We start from the raw sequence: 26451 nt of genomic DNA on the forward strand, positions 1-26451 counted from the left end.
CGCAGATGACTTCCTCGGTGAACCTCATCGCCCCCCTGACCGCGCACGCGTTGCTTGTCTTCCTCATCCAGCTTGCGGTGGTTCTCACGGCTGCGCGATTGTTGGGTGGATTAGCGCTGCGATGGGGATTTCCCGCGTTGACCGGCGAGCTTCTGGCCGGCATAGTCGTTGGCCCGACAGTTCTGGCCCACGCCCTCCCGGGGCTGTGGAACTGGCTGTTTCGGGCCGACGGCATACAAACGCACCTGCTTGACGCCGTTGGGCAACTCGGCGTCCTGTTGCTGGTCGGCCTCGCCGGCATCCAGCTCGAGACCCGCGGCTTTGGTCGCAAGGCGCGCAGCGCAGGCATGGTCAGTTTCTTCGGGGTAGTCATCCCGTTTGCAGCAGGATTGGCGATCGGGTTCGCGCTGCCGGAACCCATTCGTCCCGAGCACATCAGCCCTAGCGTGTTTGCCCTGTTTCTGGGGGTCGCGGTCTGCGTGACCGCGATCCCCGTAATCGCCAAGACGCTCATGGAACTGAAGATGACTCACCGCAACGTCGGGCAGCTCATCATGACCGCAGCGATGATCGACGACCTCTTGGCGTGGTTCCTGCTTGCACTGGTGTCCGCCGTGGCCACCGCTGGAGTCCTTCACGCCACAGCGATCCTGCTACCTCTGGCCGCGCTGGCCGCGGTCGTCCTGTTCGCGATGACGATCGGGCGATTCCTTGCGCAGCGCATCGTGGACTGGGTAAGTCGCTCCGGAGATTCCGGGACGATCGGAGCCACTGTCGTCGTCCTGATCATCGCGAGCTCGGCGGTGACCCAGGCGATGAAGCTGGAAGCTCTGCTCGGCGCTTTTGTGATCGGCATCGTCCTGGGACGTACTCGGCTCGAACCCAAGGCGATCGCTCCGCTGAACACGGTCGTCCTATCCGTCCTCGCACCAGTGTTCTTCGCCACTGCCGGCCTGCGAATGGACCTATCGGCACTGGTCAAATGGCCTGTGCTGCTCGCCGCGATCGGTGTTATCGGTACAGCGATCATCGGCAAGTTCCTCGGCGCGTTCCTCGGAGGCAAACTCAGTGGACTGAGCCGCCACGATTCCTTTGCGTTGGGCGCGGGCATGAACGCGCGCGGCGTCGTCGAAGTGATCGTCGCAACAGTAGGGTTGCAGCTCGGTGTACTCGGGCCGGAGGCGTACACAATCCTGGTGCTGATGGCAGTGGTGACTTCCATCATGGCGCCACCCATTCTTCGCCGCGCAATGCGCAAGTCGCAGGAGTCCGAGGAAGAAACGCTGCGGGCCAACCGCATCTACGAAGCCGCCGGCCTGGGCTGCACTATCGAGCGAGGCCGCCGATGACCGTCACCGACCTCTCCGCAAGCCGGGGGCAAGAGTTAAGGCTGCCGCCGGGCCCACGTCTGCCAGCCTGGTTGCAGACGCTGCTGTTCACGCTGGCGCGGCATCGACTCTACCCTGCGATGAGGCGCAAGTACGGCGATACGTTCCTGCTGAAACCGACTGCGCCGTACCGCCACATGGTGGTGTTGGGAAGACCGGAGGACATCAAGACGGTCTTCGCGGGGGCTCCCGATGTTTATCATGCGGGTGAGGGAAACTCGATCATGAGGCCCGCGATGGGCGATCACTCGGTACTGCTCACCGACGAAGACGAGCACAAACGCACCCGCCGTCTACTCGCCCCGGCCTTCACTGGTCGCGCATTGGACGGATATCGCGAGATGGTCACCGAGCGGACCCGCCATGCGGTTTCTAGATGGCCTGTCGGACAGCCACTTAGCGCCCTCGACCGCATGCAAGAGTTGATGCTCGAAGTCATCGTGTCCGTCGTGCTGGGTGTGACGTCCAGGGAGCGGCTTACGCAGCTGAGGCCAGCAATTCACCACATCACCGGCATCGACCCTGTCACGCTGATGGGACTGCATTACCCGCGCCTCCACCGGCTACCGCCCTGGCGTACACACTTGCGGCATCAGCGAAAGTTCGACGAGATCACCTACGCCGAGATCGCGGAGCGCCGCGCCAGCGGCAGCTACCGCACTCGCCACGACGTGCTGTCCCGGCTGATGCAGGTCTCCGATGGCGACAGTGGCCGCGGCCTCGATGATGTCGAATTGCGGGACAACATCATCTCGGTGTTGCTCGCCGGACATGACACCACCGCAGCCGGACTGGCCTGGGCTCTACACGAACTGGTTCGTAACCCAGAGCAACTCGCCGCCGCCCAGCAGGCCGCACTCGATAATGACGACGACTACCTGGCTGCGGTTGCCAAAGAGACCTTGAGGATCAAGCCAGTAATCAACGATGTGGCAAGGCAATTGACGGAACCGGTCCGTATCGGCGAGTACCACTTGCCCGCAGGGATCACTGTCTTGCCAGCCATTGCTCTGGTGCATGCCGATCCGGCACGACACACCGCACCCACCGAGTTTGAGCCGTCCAGATTCCTGGGCCAACAACCCGAAGCCAACACCTGGATACCGTTTGGCGGCGGAGCTCGCCGTTGTATCGGGGCACTCTTTGCCGTGATGGAGATGACGATCGTCTTGAAGACGGTCCTGCAGACCTACGATCTCAGGCCCCATCGCCGTGCACCGGAAACGAGAAAAGCCAAGAACATCATCACCGTGCCAGCACGCGGAGGCCGAATCATCGCAACGCGCCGCTCCGACAGCAAGAAGGACCACACATGACAACATCGACATTCGACGGCAAGGTCTGCGTCGTCACGGGTGCAGGCTCGGGCCTGGGCCGTGCTCTAGCAGAAGGGCTCGCGCGACAAGGAGCTTCACTCGCGCTATCTGACATCGACACAGCGGGCCTTGCTGAGACGACGAGTACATGCCTGGCGTACGGCGTCGGCGTGCGCGAAGACAAAGTCGACGTCACCGACTATGCGGCTATGTTGGCACACGCGGAAGAGGTGGCCGAAGAATTCGGCGGCGTGAACCAGATCTACAACAATGCAGGCGTAGCCTACTTCGGCACCGTGCTTCAAAGCGAGATCGCCGACGTCGCACGCGTCATGGACGTCAATTACTGGGGCGTGGTACATGGTACGAAAGCATTCTTACCGCACCTGATCACCTCTGGCGACGGACACGTCATCAACATCTCCAGCCTCTTCGGGCTCCTGTCTGTAAGCGGCCAAAGTGCCTACAACGCCGCTAAATTCGCAGTGCGAGGCTTCACCGAAGCCCTAGCTCAGGAAATGTACGCTGCGCGAATACCGGTGCGCGTCACTTGCGTTCATCCAGGTGGGATCAAGACCGCAGTCGCGCGCAACGCCGTTACCGCCCGCGACGTCGACTCTGCAGCCATTGCACAAATATTCGATACCAAACTGGCTCGACACACCGCAGACAATGCAGCCGAAACAATCCTCAACGGAGTGTCCAAGCGCCGTACCCGAGTCCTCGTCGGCTCGGAGGCACACGCGTTGGATGCACTCGTTCGGTTGATGGGGCCGAGCTATCAGCGGCTGCTGGTACGTGCTAATCCATTTGGCGCATAACGACCCATCTACAGCCAACGACATCCAGGAAGAGGGAGATATGAAGACCAAAGGCGCTCTGATCTGGGAGTTCAATCAACCGTGGTCGATCGAGGAGATCGAGATCGGTGACCCCGTCAAGGATGAGGTCAAGATTCAGATGGAAGCCTCGGGCATGTGCCATTCCGATCACCACCTGGTGACCGGCGACATCCCAGCGGCGGGCTTCCCGGTCCTCGGTGGCCACGAAGGCGCCGGCGTCGTGACCGAGGTCGGCCCCGGTGTCGAGCACCTCGCCCCCGGCGATCACGTAGTGCTGTCGTTCATCCCGTCGTGTGGTGAGTGTCCGGCTTGCCAGGAAGGTCTGCGCAACCTGTGCGACCTCGGCGCCCTATTACTATCCGGAACGTCGGTGTCTGACGGCACCCATCGCATCCATGCGGTCAAGAACGGTCAGCCCGTCATCCCGATGACCCTGCTGGGCACGTTCAGCCCGTACATGGTGGTGCACAAGAGCTCGGTCGTGAAGATCGATCCGTCCATCCCGTTCGAGGTGGCCTGCCTCGTTGGCTGCGGCGTCACAAGCGGTTATGGTTCGGCGGTGCGTAGCGCCGATGTGCGCCCCGGTGAGGATGTCGTCATCGTCGGTGTCGGCGGCTTGGGCACCGGTGCGCTGCAGGGCGCGCTGGCCGCAGGCGCACGCAACGTATTCGCGGTGGATCCGGTCGAGTTCAAGCGCGACAACGCGCTGAAATTCGGTGCCACGCACGCCTACCCGGACATCTTCTCCGCGATGGCCGGCGTCGTCGAGGTCACCCAGGGTCGGATGGCGCACAAGACGATCGTCACCGTCGGCGAGCTCAAGGGCGAGGACATCGACCACTACATGAACATCACCGCCAAGGGCGGCACCGTGGTGGCCACCGCCGTCGCCAACATGGCCAGCAACGACGTCAAGCTCAACCTGTCGATGCTGACGCTGCTGCAGAAGCGCCTGCAGGGCACCATCTTCGGCGGCGGCAACCCGCACCACGACATCCCGCAGCTGCTGAGCATGTACAAAGTCGGCCGGTTGAACCTCGATGACATGGTCACCCGGCAGTACAAGCTCGAGCAGATCAACGACGGTTACGCCGACATGCTCGAGGGCCGCAACATCCGCGGCGTCATCCGCTACACCGACGCCGACCGCTAATTTTCCGCGTTGACTTAAGCCCTGGGCGTAAGGCCACCCAGCCGCTTCGACGCGGGTGAGATTCGGCTCTGCTATGCGACCTGTGCGTCCAGCTCGAACGCGTCAGCAAGTGCCGTGATCACCTCCGCGTCGCCGTCGACGACCAGCGTCTGGGCGCTGATCGCCTCAGCCAGTGTTAACGAGCCATTGTTGATGGCGATCAGCGTGGCCATGTCGGTGGTGATGGTCGCCTGGGCGCGCTCCGCAGGTCCTGGATGAATCTGGATGGCGCCGTTCTCGATGATGATCTGGAACATCGAACCCTCGACATGCAATTCGTGCTCGCCGTCGGCGGCTGGTGAGCTGGCAGGGTTGAAGCGAGCCGCCATCGCGAAAGCGAGCAGGTTAGCGTTGGGCGTTTGGCTTTCGGTCGGCGTTCCCAGCCGCCGCAATCCCCATCGGGTCAGTCCGAGAAGAGTTGGTCGCAGCATCTCGCCATCGGCGGTGAGTTGATAGACCGCCGAGGCGGCCGGCGGCGGGAGGACGGCTTTCTCGATGACATGTGCTTCTTCGAGCTGCCGCAGTCGCTGAGTAAGCAAACCGGTGCCGATGCCGGACAGTCCGCCCAGCAGGTCGGTGAAGCGTTTCGGGCCCATCAGCAGCTCGCGGATGACCAGCATCGTCCAGCGCTCGCCCAGCAGGTCGAGCGCAACCGCGAGTCCGCAGTACTCGTCGTACGACCTCTTCGCCATGGTGATCTGAATATAACATCTGAATCATCGACTTCAAAAAGAGTATGGACTTCAAAAATAAGAAGTAGTAGCGTCCGATTTATGAACGCACGGATTGCCTCCGCTACCGTGGCCTCCGCCGAGCGTGACACGGTGACTGCGCCGGCGCGTGAGACTGCCCCCACGGTCAACACCCCGACCGCGAAAATTACTGGGCCGGTGGAACATCGACTCGAAGCGCTGCCGCCACATGCGCCATCGTCCCGCAGTCAGGCGGCCCTCGGTCCAGACGCCACCCACCTGAACGCCCCGGAGTGCACGCAACGCACCTCCATATGGGCACGAATCGCCGACATGTTCCACCGAACAGATCACCGCACGATCGAACACGCACCCAAACGTGACAATCGCAAGCAACCGGAACAGCCGGGATGTCCGCAGCGTCCTGATTTCATCGCCGATGCTGCGATGGCTCGCGAAATGTTTCGACTCTGACAAGGTGTTCCGGAGCGTGTGCGCCAAGCGCCAGTGCGCAATTCGTCGTCACCGCGTGGCAAGAGGCAGAAATAGGTCCGCCGCCACCGCATACCGCGCCGCAGTCGAAAACCTCACCACGGCGCCATAATCACGAAACGAAACACCAACCTCCACAAGACCATTCGACTAAACCTGACCCACGCACCACAAAACTTGACTCAATAATCCGGCTTCGCCGGATCTAGCAAGCTAGATAAGTCTGCCGTGCCACTTAACCTCGTTACAGGTACGCGCCCAGTGCTGATCGAGCACGTCGGTGCTGATGTGGCCGAGAAGCCGGTCCCCGTCGTAGTGCCTGCATGGGCGGCCTGTCCACGAGTGGATCTGCTGGTAGACGCTGATGCCGTTGCACTCTTCGCAAACGAACTACAGACCGGTGTCCCAAGACCACCTCGAGTTGGCGCCGAACTTCTCGCCGTCATTCCAACCTGTCCCGGAATCGTGCCAGAATTCGCCGAGAACGCCTGCGGGAGGATGGAACTGACTATCTGCGGCGGAAGACGGGTCGGAGTTGGCTTGGCAGTGGATTCGCGTGGTTCGCCACCCGATCTCGGTGAAGAACGCTGCCCAACGAGCTTCGAGCCGGGAACGATACTCCACGCCCCGGTAGAGAGTGGGATACGACCGCATCGCCTGAGCCTACGGTCCTGGCAACCTCCGCGGGCCGCCTGAAAGGAAGCGGTGCACACCGTCGTCTAATCTCGCGGTGTCTCGCCCCTCTGTGCCCGAGTCTTGGCGGTCTCTAATACGATCTCAATCACATGGGAAAATCACGTTGTCGCATCAGATCGGTTGGCAAACCTCAAATACCGTGGCACCGGACATCGCCGACCGGCTTCTCGCGACCGGCATCGGGTGCCTCGATCGGTGCCATGGGCAACCCTATGACAATGCTCTGACCGAGACGATTCATCGTCACAGTGACGAAATATCAAGATGCCACGCATCTTCGGAGGCGTATCGCCACTAGGTAAGGCTGAGCTCACTCAAACCTGCGCGTAGGAAATGCAGTGTTTCGTGAGACAAACTTCGGTGCAGACGGCGTGAGACAAATCTGACAACCGCAGGTCACAGCCACGGCCATATGCAGCGAAACTTGAGAACCTACATGATGATGTAGAGTCTCACGCCGGATGTCATATTCTCCGCGCCGGTGTCATGTGATTGTCATCCGTCTCAAAGTCCCTGTCATCTGCCAAAGTTCAGGCTGACTACCACGTCGTAGCATCCAGGGGTTTGAGGCGTGAGCGTTATGACGACTGTGGGCGGACGCTATCGCGATCAGAGGTAGCAGCTACTGCATCAAATGCGCCGCGGTCGACACACTGTCCTCCGTCGGATCGATGCCGACAGTGAGGCAGACTCAATCACCGAAACCTGCTCACATTCCAACCGGAGCAGGCTCCCACTCGTTCATTAGCACCTCTGCAAAATTCCACCGAATGGCCTGCCCTGGTTTCCAGTTCTCTTTGTTGTCAACGGCACTCTTGGTATTCGATAAACACACCGTTGTACGGAGCTGTGCCGACTGGCCAGATTGCAGTGACCCTGGTCGCACATCTTCCCGCACCTCCGTCAGCGTCGCTTGGTGATGAGCTGGCGCAGCTCCAAAGATTACGGTGGTGAGCCAGCTAGGGGTTATCTGGCCGCTTGTTCTTCGGCCCCTGATGAGGCGTAGCCGAGTTAGTCACTGAGCGTAAGGTTTCCGATCCGACCTACCGAGGCGATGGCGTCGGCGCGGGTGACTGCTCCCGCGTTGTGTCAGTGACGTTGGCAGGACGAGGCACACCCGCTCTCACTCATCCGAGTCACAGGTTGGCGTTAGGGCGCGTGGTGACCGCCGTCGGGGCGCAGAGTCGGCCGGGGAACTGTTCTACGAAAGCCGCATGACCGGACAGATCTGGACTGCTCGACCACCGGTGAGGGCTCTCGTACTCGAAGGTCACAGTGCCCGTGCAGGATTCGTTGAACCGGCTGCCCGCTGAGGGGTGGACGAGCTCGCTTCGTGTCGTCGCCGGCACTTCGGAGCAGCAGCGTGACGAAAGCTGAGTGCAGCCGATATGAGTCGGCACTCCTGCGAGAGCAATCCCCTGCATCACCGACGGATTGGGATTCTGGAACCTTCGGCGGCCCAGCGACAGCATAGTAACTGCAGGCTGCACTGCTTCCATGAGCCTTCGCGCGAAGTCCTGGGCGTTGCCGTCGCCTGCGGCTCCGCCGTGGTGGGGAAACACGGCGATCGCCGCGTTGAGATCGTCACCTCGCTCAAGCAGGGCGTTCAAGGCGGCCGAGTCGACATCGGCAGGCAGGAGGATCTCTGGCTCGTCGTCGACGTGAATCCGGACAACACCGGACATATTGTTGTCGTTAGTATTGGCCAGAGTTTTCACATAAGGCGGCGACAGGACCTCCAGTTCGCAGCGCCCGCTGTCGCCGACCGTCCACCTGTCTCCCGCCTTCAGCGGAAGAATATCTGTTCCGTGCCGGAGCTGCCGTTTCTCGAGATGAACGACAAGGCGCGCCCAGACCTGGCTCGTCTTCGCCTGCGCCGGGTTGACGAACACGGTGCCGATCGGGATATCCCGCAACAGGCGCGACCGTAGGGCCAATCGGAGCCCGCTGATGTGGTCCTGATCCGCGTGTGAGATCACGATGGTATCGATCTCGTCTGGCGGATCGTCATACAGGAACTCCAGCAGCGTCTTCCCGACACCCCCGTCGACGATGCTAGGTGCACCGTCTCCGTGCAGCACCGCGCAACTGCCGTGCCCGACGTCGAGCACACTAATCTTTATCAACCCGCCCCCAATGAAACGTCTGCGCCCCAGCAGACCAAGCTCCTCAGTCACACGCGCTGAACAGCCATTCGACCCTGGTGTAATCGCGCTCCGGGTTGACCTGCTCATCGGACAACTCGAACTCCCGCAATTGGAGTTCATCCGCCGTATCAGCCGCGATGTCACCGATAGCCCACAGCGCCAACGGTTTCCGCGAGGCCCTGATGCGCTTCTGAAGCTCGGGCGGAAAGGCTCCCAACTTCAGCTTGACGTGGTCGTACTCCAGATCTGGGACGGACACCGTCACGGACTTCGTATCAACATCGGTGACGATGACCTGAACGCGTTCACGCTGGATGGACCGCGCCCAGTCATCGAGGTCGGCCCGCGGCTCGACGATCCCGAGGTCGGCTAGCTTCCGCATGATGTTTTCATGGGAACGCACCTTGCTCACATAACCCAGGAAGTTCGCGTACCTGTTGAGCTCGCTGTCGCTCGTCACACCGATCTTTTGCGCCGTGATGACGAATACTGGGGTCTCCCGGTTTGTGTCTCCGAAGGCGCCTTCGCACAAGTCGATAATCAGTTGGTGGCCCACGTCGGCGTCGGGTTGCCCGCCCTCGCCTGCGGGGATGTTGAGGTCCACAAGAATGGCGGCTGCCTTGACCGATTTCAGAGTTGGCTCAGCGAACTCGCGCGACGTGGCGAGGCCAACGCTCACCGCGCGGAGCTGCAGGTTCTGTTGCAGTGCCTTCACGGTGTGGGGTTGGTCCTCGATCATGAACACGTCGAGTTCCCGCGTCCTGGGTGCGTCAATCACCGACATGGTGACGCCCTCCCTTTCCGCGACTGGCGGACCTTGTTGAGGACCTTATCTCAACTGTTTGCGGACCGGCCGTCAAATCGCGTCGGAAGCGCAGTTCGAAAGTGGTGAGGAAGCCCTCGAGCAATTCCGTACGCTTCGGGTCGTCCAACGTAGGTGCCGACCGATATAGGACCTGGCCCTTGTGCGCCGACATGATGGTAGCAACCAACCACAATCCGATACCCATCCCGGGAAGGGATTTCAACCGGTCCTCAATCTGACCGCGCACGAACGGGAGAAAAATGCTGGACTGAATCTCCTCGGGAATACCAAAGCCCCAATTCTCGACGGTGACGGCACAGTGTTTCTCGTCAATAATGCGGCCTGAAACCGTGATCACCATCGGGTCGGGCGCGTGCCGAGGCAGAGAGTATTTGATGGCGTTCCTCAGCACATTGGTCGCAGCCTGAAGAATCAGTCCGTCATCACAGACGACGATGGGCAGTCGCGCCATCGAATCGGAAATTCTTATGACGAACGGCGCGGGCTTACGGCCTTTGGCTGTCGATCCGGATGGCTGGCGGCCCCGCGTTTCAGTCATTAAACGTTCGCGGGCCTCATTAAACACCGCTCCGACGTCGGTCTCTTCCAGGTACATGCTCAGCTCGCCCGAGCCCATGTTGGCCAGCAGCGGCGCCACCGACATGACCCGGTCGATCTCATCGCGTTGCCGACCGATCAACTTGTAGTTCATCCGTGCCTTGCGGCTCAGGTCGGCCGCCAGGCGCGGCGCCATCTGGCGGATCGCGTCGGCGACTTCCAGATTTTCCAAAGCGATCAACGTCGCCGACTCGCCCATGATGATGAAAGGAGTGCCAATCTCATGGCCGATGTAGCCGAGAGCCCGATGCGCACCGTCGCGCGATATGTATGTCGTCATAGCCTCGATCGATGACGTCAGCAGATCACAGTACGTCTGTAACAGCCGTAACTCACTCGGGGCGCGCTCGGCGATCGGCGGGGTACTCACGCACGTAGTTAGCAGTATCCCCGTTGTGTCGCCCGCCTGCGCATCGACCCACAGGCACTCGTCGAATCTCCGATCGTCGATGATCGTAAGCTCCGAAAGGGCTACCGAACGGACTTCGAACTGGCCCGCAGTGTCGGGATGCTTCTCGAGATGTGGTGCTTTGCGTCGCCGAATAGACTCCACCAATTGCTCGGCCTTGCCTTGAACGTCGACGAAGGCGCCGGTCGAGTGCACGAACGTTGGCTCATTGACACCGGTACGGAACGCGACGTAAATGAAGTCATCGACGCCCTCCGCTTGGATCGCGTTCGCCACGTGCTCAGCGGTCACCTTGGGGATGTGAATGCTGTCGACGGCGTGGCGGGCGATCGTTCGAAGTGCGTCGATGCGACCGTCCGATACTGTTATGTCGACAAGGGCCGCCAGATCGGTAGCCAACTTTTCGACGAGCTCGCGGCGCCTTCGCAGGAAGGGCAGATCTGGCGCATCGCTCCGGTTGATGAAGCGCAGCAGGTAGCGACGCTCCTTCTTCCCGACGACCTTATATAGCACTGTCTTTGTTGTGACGGCGCCACTCAACCCCTCACGCTGGCGTTTCGACACCCGTTCGATCCACTCGGTCTTTTTTTGGGCCAGATTGTCCAGGCTCGCCACGTAGCGGTACTGCTCATCCGACCACGCACGCCCCGTCAGGTACTCGACGCCTGCGGCGTAATTCGGCTCGTCGACGACCACGGGGACCGGATGGGCGTTGCGTCCCTTTACGTGGTACTCGCGGATCTTGACGAGAGTGTTCGTTCGCCAGTCGTACCGAAAGATAGCTGCGAACATTGCATCGATACGTGTCATTATCTCGCGACAACCGATGTCCACGACAGCGTCAACATCGGTGTCCCGAATGTCCAATGGAAAGATGGCGTTAGGGGCTTCGGTGCCGCTGCCGAGGCAGTGCCCGTGCACCTTCAAAAGGTTTCGGCGAGAATCGTCAAGCTCGTCCGGAGGCCCGTCCCAGTCTGCCGCCACGAGCCCGACGGTCTGGCCATCCCGGATGATAGGTAGGTCGAACCAGCTCCGGCCGTGGAGGTTCAGTGCGTCAACCCACTCGCCACATTCGGGATGGCGTGCCAGGAAGTCTTCTGATTCGGTGACAACGAGTTCAGCTTCTCTCCCGTCCAATGCCAGCGCCGTATTGGTCCACGGGATCGAGAATCCAGTGCGCAGGTTCTTGCTGTCGTCGTCTTGCTCGCCGGATTTCCGTACCAGCACCGCCAGCTCTTCGAAACCGGCATCCTCTCCGACCAACAGCGGCGTCTGGGTGTCGACTTCGTAATACCGCGCGCGGCGGAATCCGCACTCCACCAGGACGTCAAGGAATACGCGAACGGCGCCTTCTCTTGACAACTCTCCATCTGGCGCGAGTTTCTTGAGTTTCTCGAAGTTGAGGACTATGGACCAATCATATATCCCAATCCGCCACCGAGCCGGACTTCGCGTCGTCCGTGCCCACCACCCGTGGGTTGATGGCCGCGTCCCGGGACACGTCCCCGATTGCCCGCCCCGCTGAGCTTGGCCTGTTAGGTGCTCGGTGCCGTCGTAGTGACTGCCCGTCGCACGCTTCAGGCCCAAGGCGGGCTGTGCCTGCCGGTCCAGATCGCCGCCGGCCGACGTGCGAATCCTTGAAGACTCGAACGCTGAAGTCTTGCGGCGCTTCCTGCCACGAAGTTCGGCTGGCCAAGATGAAACGGACGGCACATGTGCATGTCGCTCGGTGTCCGGCCGCTGCCCATCCGAGGGCTGCCGTCGAGCGCTCGATTGGACGCCGCGGCGTACGTCTCTGACGTTCACGGAGTATCAATCCGCGACGGCATGCAGGTAATGCCCGTGCGCGATCGCGCCGCTGCTGGGTCGAGCGACTACGCCCGAAGGGGCAAATTCCTGGGAGCGTAACCGTTGCCTGTCCGAGCGATGCGCTCGTAGACGCTGGGGTCGACGTCGTCGCTCGGCGGGATGGGACGAACGCGCCAACCTCTTGCCAGTCGCCAGATCCCCTTGTTGGGGGTGATGACGCCGAGTGCCCGATCGGGCGGCAGCGCGGCGCCGAGGACGACGCCGACCAGCGCGTGATACCGCGCATCGTTGACCAGAAGGCCCGCGGCGACTGCTTCCTGCACCATCCAGGCGAAGGCGATGTCGGGAAGTCTGTTGTCCGGAGTGCCCTCGCCGCCGATGTCGCTGTGCACGCCAGCGAACCATCGCTCTTGGAACCGCCCGCTGGACCCCTCGACCGCCGCTGCGTCGAATCGGTACTCGGTGAAGGGCCGGCGCTTCTCATCGATCGCGAGCGCGTGGCGCGCGTTAGCAACGTTTCGCAGATTCCGAGTGAAGGGCCAGCGCGCCATCTCGACGCGGGCCTTGACGTTGAGCCATCCGACCGACTTGACAGTGTCCCACACGCCGAGGAAGTGCACCTGGTCGCGTTCGTCCTCAAACGGGTTTGGGAAGGCAATGTTGCTGAAGCGCTCACGGAAGTCGTTGCGCTTTCTCCAGAACGTCGCTCTCGCTGCTTCCTCCTGCGGTGTGGGTGGCCTAGAGGGATCGGGCATCGGACCGCTGCTGGCGTACAGCTTTAGGGCGTAAGGCACCATGTTGTCTGCGTCGGCGTGCAGCAGGCCAACCGTGCGAAGCATCCCCGTCAATGCGCGGGCCGCATAGGCGCCGCGGGAAAACCCGAACACGAAGATGCGGTCACCCTCCCGGTAATTGCGCATCAGCCATGTGTACGCCTCGGCTAGGTCGTCCTTGATGCCGTATCCGATCGCCATACCAGCGACTCGGGTAAAAAGCTGACCCCAAGGGGTGATCGCGCCGCGCGCCGCTAGGGTGCCCACGCCCGGGTCGTAATACACCTGCTGACGCCCGTCCTTTGTTGCCACGTCGAACATACGGGCAACATTTGTGGTTCCGGCCTCGGGTTCATTGGTCGTGCCGTCCAGACAGACGACGAGGTTTCGCGCCCCGCTCGCTACGACTCCGTCCGTCGAACTCGAGGTCATGTCTCTCCTGCAGTTAGTTCGGTTGCCGACGATCATGGCAGCCAGGCGCGCGGAGTAAGGGGAATGTCGAGAGACGCGGGCAATATCGGGTAACGAATCGCCGGCGGCATGAACAGGTGATGTCCAAGTTCGCTTCTCCGGGATCGTGCACAGATGGTGACCTTGTGCCCAGGCCGTGACTGAGTGTTCTGGATGACCGTGAAGACGGCTTCTGTTGCCCTGCCCGACAACTCACTAGGTAATCAAGCGGCTTTCGTGTCGGCGACATGCCCATTTTATGTGATGCACATCACAAAATATGGATCGGCCTGTTCGCGTACTGCCTCACCTGCCCAATTCGCGTAATGGCGGGACGCTGCCACCGGGGGAGTTGTGGATGGTGTGCACGCAGTGCTGAAGGGTCGAGGTGTTCACGTCGAGTGCGTATTCATCGCCCCACGCGCACCGGTCGCCGATTACACCGAATGAACTGGCTCCCAGGGTGTTTGATTGTCGGTAATACGCCGGTGAAATGCCGGGATTATGCCGTCGCGTAGGCGTCAGTTGTCGAGGAGGAAGTGGTGACGGAACGACCGCACCTGGTTCCGCGGGACCGCGTCCGTGTCGAATTCCGCCTCCCGCCGGCCATCGCAGAGACGGCCTACCGTTGCGCGCGGGAATGGAACGTGTCGCTGTCTGAAGCCGGCGCCAGACTCATCGAGTCGGGCTACGAGAAACACGCGTCGGCCACGAAAAGCTCCGAAATCCGGCGTGATTCAGATGAACCGATTCCGGCTGGGCCACAGGCACAGGTGACCGGGTTGACAGGAAGGCGGTGAGCAGCCTCGGGATGAAGTGAACCTCGCCGCGACAACGCGGACACCGATATAGCGAAGGGCCGGGCTGCCACCCGGCCCTCGCTAGCGGCACCAGATGCCGCGTACCTACAAATCCCCTAACGGAGGGACTTCATGATTTCAGCCTATTCTCGTGCCCTTGTCAACGCCGCAGCGCGCACCTTGATGTCATTCGGGACAGGCGGTGCACGTGCCTGAGGTGCTTAGCGGTCCAGAGCCCGACCAGGCCACAATCTCCTTCAGATCTAGCCAAGGCGCCGACGCGGATACCACCGATTGGGAGAACGCGCCCGCTGTCATCGCAGGCCCGCTTGCACCGTGGCGCGCGTTTCGGTGGTGGTACGGGCAGCGCCATTACTCGGGGACCTACTGGTCTGCTACACAGCGAGACCACGTGATCTACGAGTCGAGATTGGAGTTAGCACGACTGCTCTATGCAGACTTCTGCCCAGACGTGAATTCCATCGTGGCACAGCCATTTCTGATGGAAGCCGAGGTCGAGGGAAAGCGGCGGAAGCATGTGCCGGACTACCTGTTTGGGACACCTGCGGGACCGGTTGTCGTTGATGTCAAGCCGCTGCACCGTACGACGGCCCCAAAAGTGTCCTACGCCTTGGCGTGGACAAGACGGCTGGTCAGCAGTTTGGGATGGCACTACGAAGTATGGAGCGAGCCACCTCCGATTGAACTGGCGAACCTGCGATTTCTCGCGGGGTATCGCAATGAAGAGCGGATGAATCGGAAGGTCGTTGAACACCTCGAAGGGGCCCAGTTACACGGGCTCTCCATCAGACAGGTGATCAGCGCAACTACCGCGTGGTCGGAGCCATTAGTTCGTGCCAGCGTCCTCCATCTGTTGTGGCGCGGCGTAGTGGAAACCGATCTGCACGTCCCTCTTCAATCCACTGCCATTCTCCGAGAAGGAGTAAGCAAATGAACCATCGCCTACGTATCGGACCGGGCGTACGACTCACGTTCCAGGGTGAGTTGCTTGAGATTATCGAAATCCGCACCACCTCCTTTGGCAACGTAGTAACGGTCAAACCCGTTGGCACTACGCAGATTCGCGCCATCGCGTTGCGTGAAATCCTGATGTATCACAGTGAACATGCTCATGACGAACTACATGAGGTGGGCACTAGCGATGGGCCCGAGGACGTCGCGGCAACCGTTCTGGCCATGCTGAATCAAGCGGAGCGCAGGAAGCTCCGTGAGCGTGCCGACCACATTCGGGAAGTTCTTACCGGCTGTCCAGCCGCGGCGGCCAGTTCGGACGATATCGGCGCAGCTAAACCGGAGTATGACCCGTCGCTTCCACTAACTGCGCGCTATGAAGCGAAGGCCGCTGAACTTGGTGTTGACGTACGCACTGTCCAGCGGATGGTGGCTGCTTTCCGCGAGCATGGCGAGGCCGGTTTGGTCCGCGGCAAGGGGGTGCGGGTTAAGACGTTGCCGAGCGTCGATGAGCGATGGCGAGAGATCGCTATCGAGGTCATGGTGGAGCACACGGATCAATCACGGCCGTCGCGAACGGCGGTGATCAGGCGTACGAACGCACGTGTCAGCGCCCGTTTTGGGGCGGACGTCGTACCGATTCCAAGCCGGGCCACGGCATTTCGAGTGTTAGCCGAGCTTGAGTCGAAGCACCCGACCTTTCGGCTGAGCACCAAGCGCAATCGCGATATCGCAGAGCGAAACCCGGGTGTATACGGAAAGCTTCGGCCTACCCGGCCGGGCGAATACATGCTCATGGACACCACCAGGCTCGACGTCTTCGCCATGGACCCTGTCACGTTGAGGTGGAGTCAGGTCGAGCTGAGCAATGATCAGAACCTGTGGATCCCGGGCGGGCGTGCCTTCCCGGAAGATGATCTGCAAGGAATCCGAATTCTGATCAAGACCAGCGTTGGCGCGCTGGCGGGAAGGCACGCCCGTGCTCACGGTAGTAGACAACAACGACGACTCCAACGAGACCCGCAATGCGGCCGGTGCGGGCCGGTCGTTGCTCGACCAGATCGTCCGCGACGGTGCCCGGCAGATGCTGGCCGCGGCGTTGCAGGCCGAGGTCGCCGACTATGTAGCCCGGTATGCCGGTGAGGTCGACGAACACGGCCACCGACTGGTGGTCCGCAACGGATACCACGCCGAACGTGAGGTCGTGACCTCGGCGGGTGCGGTGGCGGTGAAGGCGCCCCGCGTGAACGACAAGCGGATCGACCCCGATACCGGCGAGCGCAAGCGGTTCTCCTCGGCGATCCTGCCCGCCTGGGCTCGCAAGTCCGAGCAGGTATCGGAGGTGCTGCCGCTGCTGTACCTGCACGGCCTGTCAACCAGTGACTTCGGGCCGGCGCTCGAACAGTTCCTCGGCACCGGCGCCGGACTGTCCGCATCCTCGATCACCCGGCTCACGGCCCAGTGGCAGGACGAGGCGAAGGCCTTCGGCACCAGGGACCTCTCGCAGGTCGACTACGTGTACCTGTGGGTCGACGGCATCCACCTGAAAGTCCGGCTCGAGCAGGAAAAGCTCTGCCTGTTGGTGATGCTCGGGGTGCGGGCGGACGGCCGCAAGGAACTCGTCGCCCTGGCCGACGGCTACCGAGAGTCCACCGAGTCCTGGGCGGACCTGCTGCGGGATTGCCGCCGCCGCGGGATGCGCGCGCCGGCGCTCGCGGTCGGGGACGGAGCTTTGGGATTCTGGCGGGCACTGCGGGAGGTGTTCCCCGCCACCCGCGAACAACGCTGCTGGTTCCACAAACAAGCCAACGTTCTTGCTGCACTCCCGAAATCGGCGCATCCGGGTGCGTTGGCGGCGATGAAGGAGATCATCGGGGCCGAGGACATCGACAAGGCGCAGTTGGCGATCGCAGCGTTCGAACGTGACTACAGCGCGAAGTACCCGAAAGCGGTGAAGAAAATCGTCGATGACGCCGACGTGCTGCTCGAGTACTTCCGGTATCCCGCCGAGCACTGGGTGCATCTACGCACCACGAACCCGATCGAATCGACCTTCGCGACGGTTCGGCTTCGGACCAGGGTGACCAAGGGCCCGGGATCACGGGCGGCGGGCATGGCGATGGCCTACAAGCTGATCGAAGCAGCGCAGTCGCGGTGGCGGGCGGTCAACGCACCACACCTGGTGGCGTTGGTGCGGGCCGGCGCAGTGTTCCACCAGGGCAAGCTCCTCGAACGTCCGGTCGACATCACCCCGGAACCATCGCCCGACACCCCAGTGTCCGAGGTCGCCTGACGACCCTCGATCCACAGGATTTGACTATTTCTCGCCGAGCTCACCGTGTCGATGGACTGGTACACACGGTGCATCACTGGATTGCGCCTGACGCCAGTGTCCACTAAATCTTCAGACGTCGCTGCCGTGCTGTTCCAGGCCTATCGACCGCTGTCTGCCCCGGCGACATGGCCAAAAGAGGCTACGTGGCCAGAGCACGGAATCCCGCGATCAGTATTGGTCGATACCAACGCCATCGACCGTGAGACTGCTCGGGTTGCCGGGCCGACGATTGTCCCTGAAACACTGATTGTGGACCACGGCAAGGTCTACGGCGCGGACCATACAACCAGCGTCTGCCAACGCATGGGGATATCGATTCAGCCGGCGCGGCTGCGGACGGGTCGAGACAAGGGTCCAGTCGAGCGCTTCTTTCGGACACTTCGGGAAGACCTTCTGCAGTACCTGCCGGGATACAAAGGTCCCGACATCCATTCCCGCGGCGCTAATCCCGAAGCAGACGCGCACTTCTACCTCAACGAACTTGAGGAAATCATCCGTGAGTGGATTGCAGTGGTGTATCACCGGCGGCCTCATGCGGGATTGGTAGATCCTGCACTACCGGGACTTGACCTGTCGCCGGTCACCATGTTCGAGCATGGGCTTGCCCGTGCTGGTTACATCGAGGCTCCTCGCCACGGTAATCTCGCCTACGAGTTCCTAGGCGTCGAGAAGCGCACCATTCAGCACTACGGCGTCGAAATCGGTGGCCGCAGATACAACGGCGCCGGCCTCGACCCATACCGAAACGAGAAAAGTCCCTATCGCGGTGGGCTGTGGCCGGTGCACCACCACCCCGACGATGTCTCCCGCGTCTACTTCCGTGACCCTGCTGACCGCAATTGGCACACGCTGATGTGGGAACACGCAGGTGCACTCGATGCACCTTTCAGTGAGGACGCCCTCGGCTACGCCCGAAAACTGGCCAGACAGAAATACACATACCCCAACGACGAGTTGGCGATGGAACTTCTGCTCGAACGGTGGAACCTCGGCCTAGGCACATCCTCCGCCGAGCGCCGGATGGCTCTTCGACTGTCGCGTCAAGACGAGCTGCTCTGTGCAACCGGAACTACTGACAGTCAAACCATCTCAACGCTGCCTTCTGTGCAGCGCGCACTTTCAGCCGAAGCCAGCGATGAAGACGATGAGGCCGATCGGTCGGCCCCTACCAGTGAATGCGGCGATGACGACGACGCCGACGGTCCCGAAGATTTTTACGCAAGCGCTTGGGAGGACGCATGACAACTCGTAACCAACCACACCAGCCCACGCTGGACAATCTCACCTTGTCGCGCAAAGAAGGGTGGTTCGCATATGCCGAGAGTCCCGCGCCCACCGCGCCGGAACCGCTGACGCGCACAGAAATCAAGAAACTCGGCACCGATGCCGCGTCGGACTACAACTCACAGCGGCGTCGATGGCATGCCAACCTCGGTCCCATCAAGACCCCGCAGCTGGCGAACCTCCATGAAGACCTGTGGGACATCGTGGACAGCAACCACCACACCGGTGACAAACCGAAGAGTGCGGTCGCCATCGACGGCTTTCCCGGTTTGGGTAAGACAACAGCCGGCTTGTCCTTCTGTCGGGACTACCACCACCGCGAGATCGTCGAGCTAGGGCGAACCACCCCGGAAGGCCACCAAAGGATTCCGGTATGTCGAGTGGGGTTGGCCGGCAACACCGGCATGTTGGATTTCAACCGAGCGATGCTTGCCTTCTTCGGCCACCCCGGCATCACACGAGGAACGGCGGCTCAGCTCGCCCACCGAGTGCTCGACTGTGTACTGACATGCGAGACCCGACTGCTCATGATCGATGATCTGCACTTCCTGCGTTGGGGCAACAGCCAGAGCGTCGAGATCAGCAATCACTTCAAGTACATCGCAAACGAGTTTCCGGTGACAATCATCTACATCGGTGTCGGCCTGGCCGCCCGGGGGCTTTTCTCAGAAGGGGCCTCCTATCACGACGCGGTGATCGCACAAACTGGCCGCCGCACGACAAGACTCAGCATGGAGCCCTTCAGTTCGAAGACGAAGACAGGCCGACGGCAGTGGCGCCAACTACTGCTTTCCCTTGAGCAGCGAGTTGTCCTGGCGGACAAGCATCCTGGGATGCTCGCCGATGAGCTCTCCGATTACCTTTATGCTCGCTCAACCGGACATATCGGTTCGTTGATGACACTGATCAATCGCGGATGTCAACGGGCGGTTCGCACTGGAACTGAACGCCTCAGCAGGGATCTCCTTGACCAAGTCAAGAACGACGCTGCTGCCGAAAAGGCCCGTAAAGAACTGGAATCCGCGATGAAGAGTGGGAAAGTCACCACCCAGGCCGACGTCGCGTGAGCGCTCTCCCGCGCCGCCTCCCCTTCAACGTTCTTCCCGTTGAAGGGGAGGCGCTGGACTCGTGGCTGGAGGCACTCGCTCACCGCACCCAGACCAGTTGGGCCGATCTGCTCACCGCCGTCGGTCTTGCCGAATCTGCCAGCAACCGCTGGCTCCCACCGTGGATGGTGGAGCTCGCCGATTGGCAGCGTGCAGCACTCCACGAAGCCACGGGTGTCTCGCCAACCACCATCGCCAGAATGACCCTGTCGCACTACGACTGCCGTGCACTCGCAATCACTGACACCCGAATCGACTTGGACAACACATTCCCCTGGGGCCCGCGTGCCGGGACAAGATACTGCCCACTGTGCCTCTCAGAGTCCGGCGGTCGGTGGCAGTTGGCCTGGCGTTTGAGCTGGACATTCGCCTGTCTCAAGCACGGCTGTCTTCTCATCGACAGTTGTCCCGCCTGTCAAACCCGGTCTAGGGCACGGCACCTACCAGCGCACCTGATCCCTGCCCCAGGCCGATGCGATGCCCCCGCAACGCAAAGTCCAACGCGGCACGCGCGATGTGCAGCCGATCTGACCAGTGCGCCATTCGACATTCTCCACAAAGAACACCATCCCGCCCTGGCTGCGCAGAGGTGGATCGATGGTGTGCTGACTGGCAATCGAGTCGAGACCGGCATTTTCGGCAGCAGCTGCGCGGACGGCTCCGAGGTGCTACAGGCCATCCGAGCAATTGCTGTCAGAGTTCTCGCTTACGCGACCCCGGCCGAGCTTGAAACCATCATTCCAGCCGATCTGCTGCAGTTCTATGAGCGAGATCATCCACAGCTACCGACGGCCCAAACTCGAAGCACAACAAAGCAGCTCACTATTCGGTCGCCTAGACCGGCAAGCTTGACGGCCGTCGGGGTAGTCGCCGCGTTGCATTGCCTTCAACGTGATGACGTGCAATCAGCCGGACACGCGATGCGATGGCTGATTACTGCGATGCGGAAACGGAAAGCACAGCCCTGCACCACAAATCTGCTGTGGAGCGGAGGCGTGACGAAGGCCGTACAACTCGCCGCACTTGGCCCTACCCTGAAGCCAAGCGACCAGCTGCGGTACCGCACCGCCACATCTTCGCCGGCTGTTCCAACGCGGAAATCGGCCGATATCAGGCGGTTAGCCAGACGGATGCCGGCCTCCTTGTGGCAGGCATGGTCGTTGCCGTTGTCGATTCCGGGCTGTCATCACCGTCAACTCCGCTCGGCGCTAGCTGTGGTAGTGCTGCTCGTGGGCACCCGCGCGACTCTCGACTTCTGCGTTCGGACCATTCGCAGCTCGATCGATGGCCATGGTGTTTCCCGAATCCTTCAGCTACTGGAAAGGCATGCAGATTGGCATGACATCAACTGCGCCATCAACGCTGTTGCCGACCACCTGAGCGACGTTGAGGTTCCGATTGACTACCACCGACGGCGCGAGCTGGACTATGGGTCCTTGTTGCCTGACAAGTCATGGCGGCGCATCTGCCGAGACACTGACACCGCGTCCCAAGGCCCCGCCCGCGCGACGGTCGCCCGTCACTACTTGTATCAGCGCGTATCCGGGTCAACAGTTGAAAGCCAAGCCATCAGCGCAGCTTTGCGTACCAAGATTGCAAACTTCCCCTATCACCTGACCCCAGAACTAGCTGACGAACTCGATGAACACGCTGTGGAATTCCTGGCTAGTCAAGGGGTGCGGGGCGAGCCCATCCACTATGAGCCATCGACCGAGTGCTTTCGGGGCCTACAGTTGCCGGGTGACAACCCCGACGACGCCGACATCGACAGTCTGCATCACCACGTCAGGAAGGGGCTGACTCTTGGTGATGCCGCGACACAGATTGGCGTCGAACTCGAAGTCGCACGTTATCTCTTGACCCGTTTTCCCGCACCAGTGGAACCGAACGGGGAGCACGGAGCCTACTACCGCGCGAAGCACGCTTACCCACGGTCGCAATTCATCGACCGGTACCAAACGCAAGGAAAGAGCTTGCGCGACATGGCGAATGAGTTGGGTGTAAGCAGACAGACCATGGTCCGCCTCGCAGACGAGTACGACCTCGATCTCCGCAAACCTGGACGCTCACCCAAAAAGACCATCGAGCGTGAATGGTTGTACACCGAGTACGTCACTCACGGTCGACCGCTTCCCGATCTGGCACGCGAACAGGGGGTGAGTACCTCAACAATGGCGCGATGGGCCCAAACGCACGGGATCCCATTGAGACCTCGCGGCGGTGCCAGGGGTCGCGTAGGTCCATCAACCTAACGAGTTGTGAGCTCAGTCAGTCCGGGGCGCTGAGAAGCTCACTGACCGGTACCCCCAGCGCTTCTGCTAAATCGAAGAGGCGTTCGTAGAGCAGACCGCGCCGGCCATGTTCGACGTCGATGAGAACGTTGCGGGTGACCCCGGAGGCGAGGGCAAGGCCCTCCTGGGTCATTCCGCGTTGCACCCGTAGGTCTCGGATGCGGCCTCCGACGAGGAGCCTGACGGTCGCCCAGTGGGCAGAGCGGTGTGGGTCTGTTTGCTCTGGACGCGTCGGCACGTCGTCTAGTCAGGGCGAGTCGACGCAGTAAGTCTGCCCTACTAGTAGTACATTGCGGGAATGGGTGTGCTGGAATCCAACTTTGGCGGTGAAGAGCACGTCACGGCCTACGCTCTGGATTTGCTTGATGAACTGCGGCTCAACGTATCGCAATGTCTTCTGGTACTAGGTATCCTCTCCAAGCAGGCAGACCTGAGCTTCGGTGAACTCCAGCACGCCCTGGTGTGTGCTCGTGAAGAAGCCAAGCAAGCCTTCGAGGCGTCCAGTGTCGTACATCAAGGTGCGAAACTGGATGAGAGTTGGGGCACGGCTTTGTCACGCCCGAAGGCGATCTTCGCTCGCCACAGTGCAGCAGTGCGCGGCGGCGCCCCGCGAGTAAATCCGCTCCGCGGGCTTAGTGACAGTTTCGAGCGCCAGGTATGGCAACTGCCAGCTATCGATCGTTCTCAAGATTTTGTTGCGAGCCGTCCTGTTTGTCAGGCTGCGATCCGAGCGACCGGTTCACGATGCTCCAGCGCCGTGATCTACATAGGAGCCGGTACATTCGCCGCTCATTGCTACTCGCACGCCACCGCGGTCGAACGCGAAAAGTACCGGGCTCATGCTCAGGCTGTCGATGCGCGCCAGTCCACGTCGCACCAGGAGTTGCTTGACATCCAGCAGCGCGTCGGGGAGGTGATTGCCGACCTTTGGACTCAACGCCGAAAACGTCGGCAGGAGCACCTCGAAGATCTTGCTCGACTTCCGGCCAAGACTGGGCAATCATCTAACCTCGCACGGTCATCAACTCGCTGATGCGGTTGCGGCGCGGCCACTTCGAGGTGCTTTGTGAACGCCCTTTCGGCCAGGGCTGTCAGCTATGCCACGGTGAATTTGCTTGGGGATCGGTGCAATCGGCCCAAAGTTGTCTTCAACCACGCACGACGTTATTGCGAATCAACTGACGTTCGAGCGCTAACGCAAAGCTCTGCGTACTCGCTGTAGGCCAGTCTGCCTGATGCTAGGTCGGCCAAGCGCAGCAGTTGTTCCTCATTTGGTGTCCAGCCTTCCAACATCGCGTCTGCGACGGCCGTTCGGACAGCCCGTTGAGCGCGCTTTGGCAATTGCGCTACAACTCGCTGCAGCAGCTCCATGTGCCTGCTGGACATATCACCGTCGGTCATTGGCATGTCCCCGCTGCGAGTCATCGCGCCCCCTCAGTGTGCTGGCCTTGACCGTGTCGTCTAGTCGGCAGGTTCCCACAGTCGCGCTATGCATTTCAGCAGAATCTAATCAACCATCCGCCGAGGCGGCAGCAGGGCTTCAGCACAACCAACTGCGGAACTGTCCGCGGGACCGAGCGGCGAGATGAACCGCTCGGGCGAGCCCGGAAGGGCACAGTGGGGCGACTAATAGCGGTTTACCCGTTTCGTGCGCGGTCAACTTGGCACCCGACGTCGACTCTTCCGGCGAAGCCACTTCCGGACCCGCGCCTCCAATGTACTACTAGTAGGGCATTAGTGCGATGCCTTTGGCAACGAGCACCATGCCAAACTGTTGGCCGTGCGGCGGCTTCCTGGAGCGAACGCACCCACCGCCGCCGGCGTGCGCCGGGCCGGCTCGCACTGCTGGCCCGATCCCATGCGCATCCATCGTGTGCCAGATCGGCCGGTCGGGCCGCGTGATCGCTACGGTCACCTGAACATGCAGCAGATCCGGCCCGCTTGTAGAGGCTTGACGGGTCAGGTCGCGGTCGGGCGGAATCGTCAAGGGCTGCGGCTCTGTCGCGCAATTCACAGGCACCCCGCTGGCTTCGTGACTTAGATTGCCCTGCCAACCCAACACCAACTGGGCGGCGCTCCTGCCAGAATGCGTGGATGATTCCCCGCTGTGGTACTGCGGTCGTCAACCGCTGGTTAAGGTGTGGAGCCAGTTGCCGATGAAGACGCCGGCTGGCTGGTATCCCAACCCAGACGGCTCGCCGAGCGAGCGTTACTGGGACGGCGGGCGGTGGACCAATGATCAACGAATGTCTCAGACCTTTAGTCCCAGGGGCTCCCACGGGATACTGCGGCCTGCGCCACGTACGGGTGAATCATCACCTCCGGACACAGGCCATCGACATACAGTGGAACCACACGACCGACGCCGGACCACCGGCTACGGACCTCCAGGACAATGGCCGTCGCGGCCTGGACCCATTGAGCAGGGAAGTGATCGGTGGGTTGTCGGAGTGGCGATTTTCGCTGTTGCCCTAGGCCTGGCGCTGACGTCGTTTGCCGAGTGGGGGCGGTTGAGCTACGCAGCCTCTGACGGCGGGTACGGGTCGCTCAAGGTGTCGGCTACCTTGTCAGGCTTCGGTGCGGTATCGGTAGAGGTTCCGGGCATCAAGGATTCGAGCGAACGCGGCTTTGTGGAACGTCAAGAGGCGTCTGCGCTGGAGGCTGAGGGACCTAATGCGCCAGGAGTCGCCGCGCTGGTGATGGGTTTGCTGATGGCGGGATCGTCGTGGCTGTTTCTGCAGAACCGACATCGGTTGCGGGCCCTGATCGCGATCGTTGTTGCGGCTGCAGCAAGCGTGATCAACGGCCTGTGGAGAATGGCAGATGTGCGAGGCATGTTCAACGATCCAGCGGGCTGGAGTACTGCCCATTACTCGGCAGGGTTCGGGCTGGTGGCGGCGACAGTCGCAGCATTCGCGCTTATGGGACTTGGTGTCACAGCGTTTGTCTTAGAACGGCGCAGAGACTCGTCTCCGGGCGCTGGGTAAGCAGCCGAACCGACAGCCAACGTGACATCAAACCTGTGGCCACCGTTCCGGAATTGCACCCCTGCGTTCCATCGCCAAAGCGCGCATCACAGCCGGTCATCGATATACGGATTTTCAACACGCCCCGCCGTGCACTCCAGCGGCCGGCTCGACGTTGCAGGCTGTCGACTCGGGGATGTGGATCAGCTGTTTGTACAGGAGCCGGCGCCCGGCAGCTCGGCAGTGTTCTGCGTGATCCAGTTGGCGAGGTTGTTGAGGATGCTGGTGGCGGTGGTGAAGGTGCCGTCGTCGGGTGCGGTGGCGATCGCGACGCCGAGGGTGCCGGTTTCAGTGTGGTAGAGGCCGATCTGGCGGGCGAGGTAGTTGCCGTCGGGGCCGGGGCCCCAGCCGCCTTTGCTAGCGGTGTTGTCGAGGGCGGCTAGTCCCCATTGTTGGTCTGGGGTTATGTTGCGCATCTGAGTGAGGACGGGTCCGGCGTCGGGGATACAGGGCAGGGTCCAGGCGAATCGTGCGGCGTCGGTTTGGGGCCAGATGGTCTGTCCGTAGGGGCTATACGGGGGTCGGATCTGTTCGGCTTGTACTTGGATGTCGGGGTTGGCGCCGTCGACGAGGATCTGATGCACGGCGGCGACTGCTGCCGTGGGATCCCCGAGGGAGGCCCAGAGTTGGTCAGCGGCGGCATTGTCGGATGCGGTGATGGCGCGTTCGATCAACGGTGCGCTCGTGGTCGGGTCGTGGCGAACCGCGGCGATCGCCAACGGCACCTTGATGGTGGACCAGGCGGGTCCGGTGTCCCAAGTGCCGAACGACGAGGTGCGTTGGCCGTCGGTGATGCTGACGCCGACTTCGCCGGGGATCTGTTCGGCCAGCGCAGTGAAGCTCGCGGTGAGGTTGTCGATGGCCGGATCTGCTGCTGGCGGTAATGGGGCCGAGGTCGGTGGCGCTGCTGCTGCTGGGGCCGGCACGGTTTCGGGAGCTGGTTTGACGGTGGCTGGCGCGAAGGTGCACCCCGCTGTCAATCCTGTGATGGCTAGTGCTGCAAGGGGT

Annotated in this window: 20 protein-coding genes and 2 pseudogenes; 15 read left to right on the top strand and 7 right to left on the bottom strand. The window is 61.5% G+C overall.

Going from position 1 to position 26451, the window contains the following annotated elements; all coding sequences use genetic code 11:
* Window positions 1-5 precede the first annotated feature (5 nt).
* Genes ACNQVK_RS02630 through ACNQVK_RS02645 form a run of 4 tightly spaced genes read left to right on the top strand, consistent with a single transcriptional unit; the run spans window position 6 to window position 4699 of the window.
* A complete protein-coding gene (locus ACNQVK_RS02630) occupies window positions 6-1349 on the top strand; it encodes a cation:proton antiporter (RefSeq protein ID WP_067771810.1) in 1344 nt (447 codons plus the stop codon).
* On the top strand, window positions 1346-2704 hold the full coding sequence (locus ACNQVK_RS02635; RefSeq protein WP_067771814.1) for a cytochrome P450: 1359 nt from the start codon (window positions 1346-1348) through the stop codon (window positions 2702-2704). Before ACNQVK_RS02630 ends, ACNQVK_RS02635 begins: the two co-directional genes overlap by 4 nt.
* Window positions 2701-3525 (top strand): SDR family NAD(P)-dependent oxidoreductase, encoded by an 825-nt coding sequence (locus ACNQVK_RS02640; protein ID WP_067771817.1) that lies wholly within the window; start codon window positions 2701-2703, stop codon window positions 3523-3525. Before ACNQVK_RS02635 ends, ACNQVK_RS02640 begins: the two co-directional genes overlap by 4 nt.
* Before the next feature lie 40 nt (window positions 3526-3565).
* Window positions 3566-4699 (top strand): NDMA-dependent alcohol dehydrogenase, encoded by a 1134-nt coding sequence (locus ACNQVK_RS02645; RefSeq protein WP_067771820.1) that lies wholly within the window; start codon window positions 3566-3568, stop codon window positions 4697-4699.
* Window positions 4700-4770: 71 nt separating this feature from the next.
* Here ACNQVK_RS02645 and ACNQVK_RS02650 read toward each other — a convergent pair whose 3' ends face one another.
* Window positions 4771-5430, bottom strand: coding sequence for a winged helix-turn-helix transcriptional regulator (locus ACNQVK_RS02650; protein ID WP_067771823.1), 660 nt, complete (start codon window positions 5428-5430; stop codon window positions 4771-4773).
* An 81-nt stretch (window positions 5431-5511) separates the two neighbouring features.
* On the opposite strand from ACNQVK_RS02650, the gene ACNQVK_RS02655 reads away from it, so the two are divergent.
* On the top strand, window positions 5512-5904 hold the full coding sequence (locus ACNQVK_RS02655) for a hypothetical protein (RefSeq protein ID WP_067771825.1): 393 nt from the start codon (window positions 5512-5514) through the stop codon (window positions 5902-5904).
* Window positions 5905-7754: 1850 nt separating this feature from the next.
* Here ACNQVK_RS02655 and ACNQVK_RS02660 read toward each other — a convergent pair.
* From ACNQVK_RS02660 to ACNQVK_RS02675, 4 genes are all read right to left on the bottom strand, one after another.
* The gene (locus ACNQVK_RS02660; RefSeq protein WP_186446939.1) at window positions 7755-8729 is read right to left on the bottom strand and encodes a ComEC/Rec2 family competence protein; all 975 of its coding nucleotides are present in this window, start codon (window positions 8727-8729) and stop codon (window positions 7755-7757) included.
* A gap of 58 nt (window positions 8730-8787) precedes the next feature.
* Window positions 8788-9549, bottom strand: a complete 762-nt coding sequence (locus ACNQVK_RS02665) for a hypothetical protein (RefSeq protein ID WP_144980794.1) — start codon at window positions 9547-9549, stop codon at window positions 8788-8790.
* A complete protein-coding gene (locus ACNQVK_RS02670; RefSeq protein ID WP_418028472.1) occupies window positions 9536-11959 on the bottom strand; it encodes a sensor histidine kinase in 2424 nt (807 codons plus the stop codon). Before ACNQVK_RS02670 ends, ACNQVK_RS02665 begins: the two co-directional genes overlap by 14 nt.
* Before the next feature lie 512 nt (window positions 11960-12471).
* Window positions 12472-13611, bottom strand: a complete 1140-nt coding sequence (locus ACNQVK_RS02675) for a DUF2235 domain-containing protein (RefSeq protein WP_418028473.1) — start codon at window positions 13609-13611, stop codon at window positions 12472-12474.
* A 1068-nt stretch (window positions 13612-14679) separates the two neighbouring features.
* Between ACNQVK_RS02675 and ACNQVK_RS02680 the strand changes: the two genes are divergently transcribed.
* The 7 genes and pseudogenes from ACNQVK_RS02680 to ACNQVK_RS02710 all read left to right on the top strand — a co-directional run bounded on the left by ACNQVK_RS02680 (window position 14680) and on the right by ACNQVK_RS02710 (window position 22378).
* Window positions 14680-15384, top strand: a complete 705-nt coding sequence (locus ACNQVK_RS02680; protein WP_418028577.1) for a TnsA-like heteromeric transposase endonuclease subunit — start codon at window positions 14680-14682, stop codon at window positions 15382-15384.
* Window positions 15381-16544, top strand: coding sequence for a hypothetical protein (locus ACNQVK_RS02685; RefSeq protein ID WP_418028474.1), 1164 nt, complete (start codon window positions 15381-15383; stop codon window positions 16542-16544). Before ACNQVK_RS02680 ends, ACNQVK_RS02685 begins: the two co-directional genes overlap by 4 nt.
* Entirely contained in the window at window positions 16450-17694 is a 1245-nt protein-coding gene (locus ACNQVK_RS02690; protein WP_418028578.1) for an IS256 family transposase, read from the top strand. Before ACNQVK_RS02685 ends, ACNQVK_RS02690 begins: the two co-directional genes overlap by 95 nt.
* A gap of 216 nt (window positions 17695-17910) precedes the next feature.
* Window positions 17911-18978, top strand: a complete 1068-nt coding sequence (locus tag ACNQVK_RS02695) for a Mu transposase C-terminal domain-containing protein (RefSeq protein ID WP_418028475.1) — start codon at window positions 17911-17913, stop codon at window positions 18976-18978.
* Window positions 18975-20087 (top strand): TniB family NTP-binding protein, encoded by a 1113-nt coding sequence (locus ACNQVK_RS02700; RefSeq protein WP_418028476.1) that lies wholly within the window; start codon window positions 18975-18977, stop codon window positions 20085-20087. Before ACNQVK_RS02695 ends, ACNQVK_RS02700 begins: the two co-directional genes overlap by 4 nt.
* Window positions 20084-20509 (top strand): annotated as a pseudogene (locus tag ACNQVK_RS02705) (TniQ family protein); the annotation flags it as partial. The gene ACNQVK_RS02700 and the pseudogene ACNQVK_RS02705, both read left to right, overlap by 4 nt.
* Window positions 20510-20728: 219 nt before the next feature.
* Window positions 20729-22378: a hypothetical protein gene (locus tag ACNQVK_RS02710; RefSeq protein ID WP_418028585.1), complete on the top strand. Its 1650-nt coding sequence runs from the start codon at window positions 20729-20731 to the stop codon at window positions 22376-22378.
* Between the two features lie 16 nt (window positions 22379-22394).
* Here the strand turns inward: ACNQVK_RS02710 and ACNQVK_RS02715 are convergent, their stop codons facing one another.
* A complete protein-coding gene (locus ACNQVK_RS02715; protein WP_418028477.1) occupies window positions 22395-22655 on the bottom strand; it encodes a helix-turn-helix domain-containing protein in 261 nt (86 codons plus the stop codon).
* Between the two features lie 60 nt (window positions 22656-22715).
* Between ACNQVK_RS02715 and ACNQVK_RS02720 the strand changes: the two genes are divergently transcribed.
* The 3 genes and pseudogenes from ACNQVK_RS02720 to ACNQVK_RS02730 all read left to right on the top strand — a co-directional run bounded on the left by ACNQVK_RS02720 (window position 22716) and on the right by ACNQVK_RS02730 (window position 25404).
* The gene (locus ACNQVK_RS02720; protein WP_418028478.1) at window positions 22716-23450 is read left to right on the top strand and encodes a hypothetical protein; all 735 of its coding nucleotides are present in this window, start codon (window positions 22716-22718) and stop codon (window positions 23448-23450) included.
* Window positions 23451-24573: 1123 nt separating this feature from the next.
* A pseudogene (locus tag ACNQVK_RS02725) lies at window positions 24574-24651 on the top strand (DUF2510 domain-containing protein); the annotation flags it as partial.
* Between the two features lie 216 nt (window positions 24652-24867).
* A complete protein-coding gene (locus ACNQVK_RS02730; RefSeq protein WP_418028586.1) occupies window positions 24868-25404 on the top strand; it encodes a hypothetical protein in 537 nt (178 codons plus the stop codon).
* A 182-nt stretch (window positions 25405-25586) separates the two neighbouring features.
* Here ACNQVK_RS02730 and ACNQVK_RS02735 read toward each other — a convergent pair whose 3' ends face one another.
* A complete protein-coding gene (locus tag ACNQVK_RS02735) occupies window positions 25587-26369 on the bottom strand; it encodes a hypothetical protein (protein ID WP_418028479.1) in 783 nt (260 codons plus the stop codon).
* Window positions 26370-26451 lie beyond the last annotated feature (82 nt).

This window comes from Mycobacterium sp. 134 (assembly GCF_048282715.1).
Lineage (GTDB): Bacteria > Actinomycetota > Actinomycetes > Mycobacteriales > Mycobacteriaceae > Mycobacterium > Mycobacterium septicum.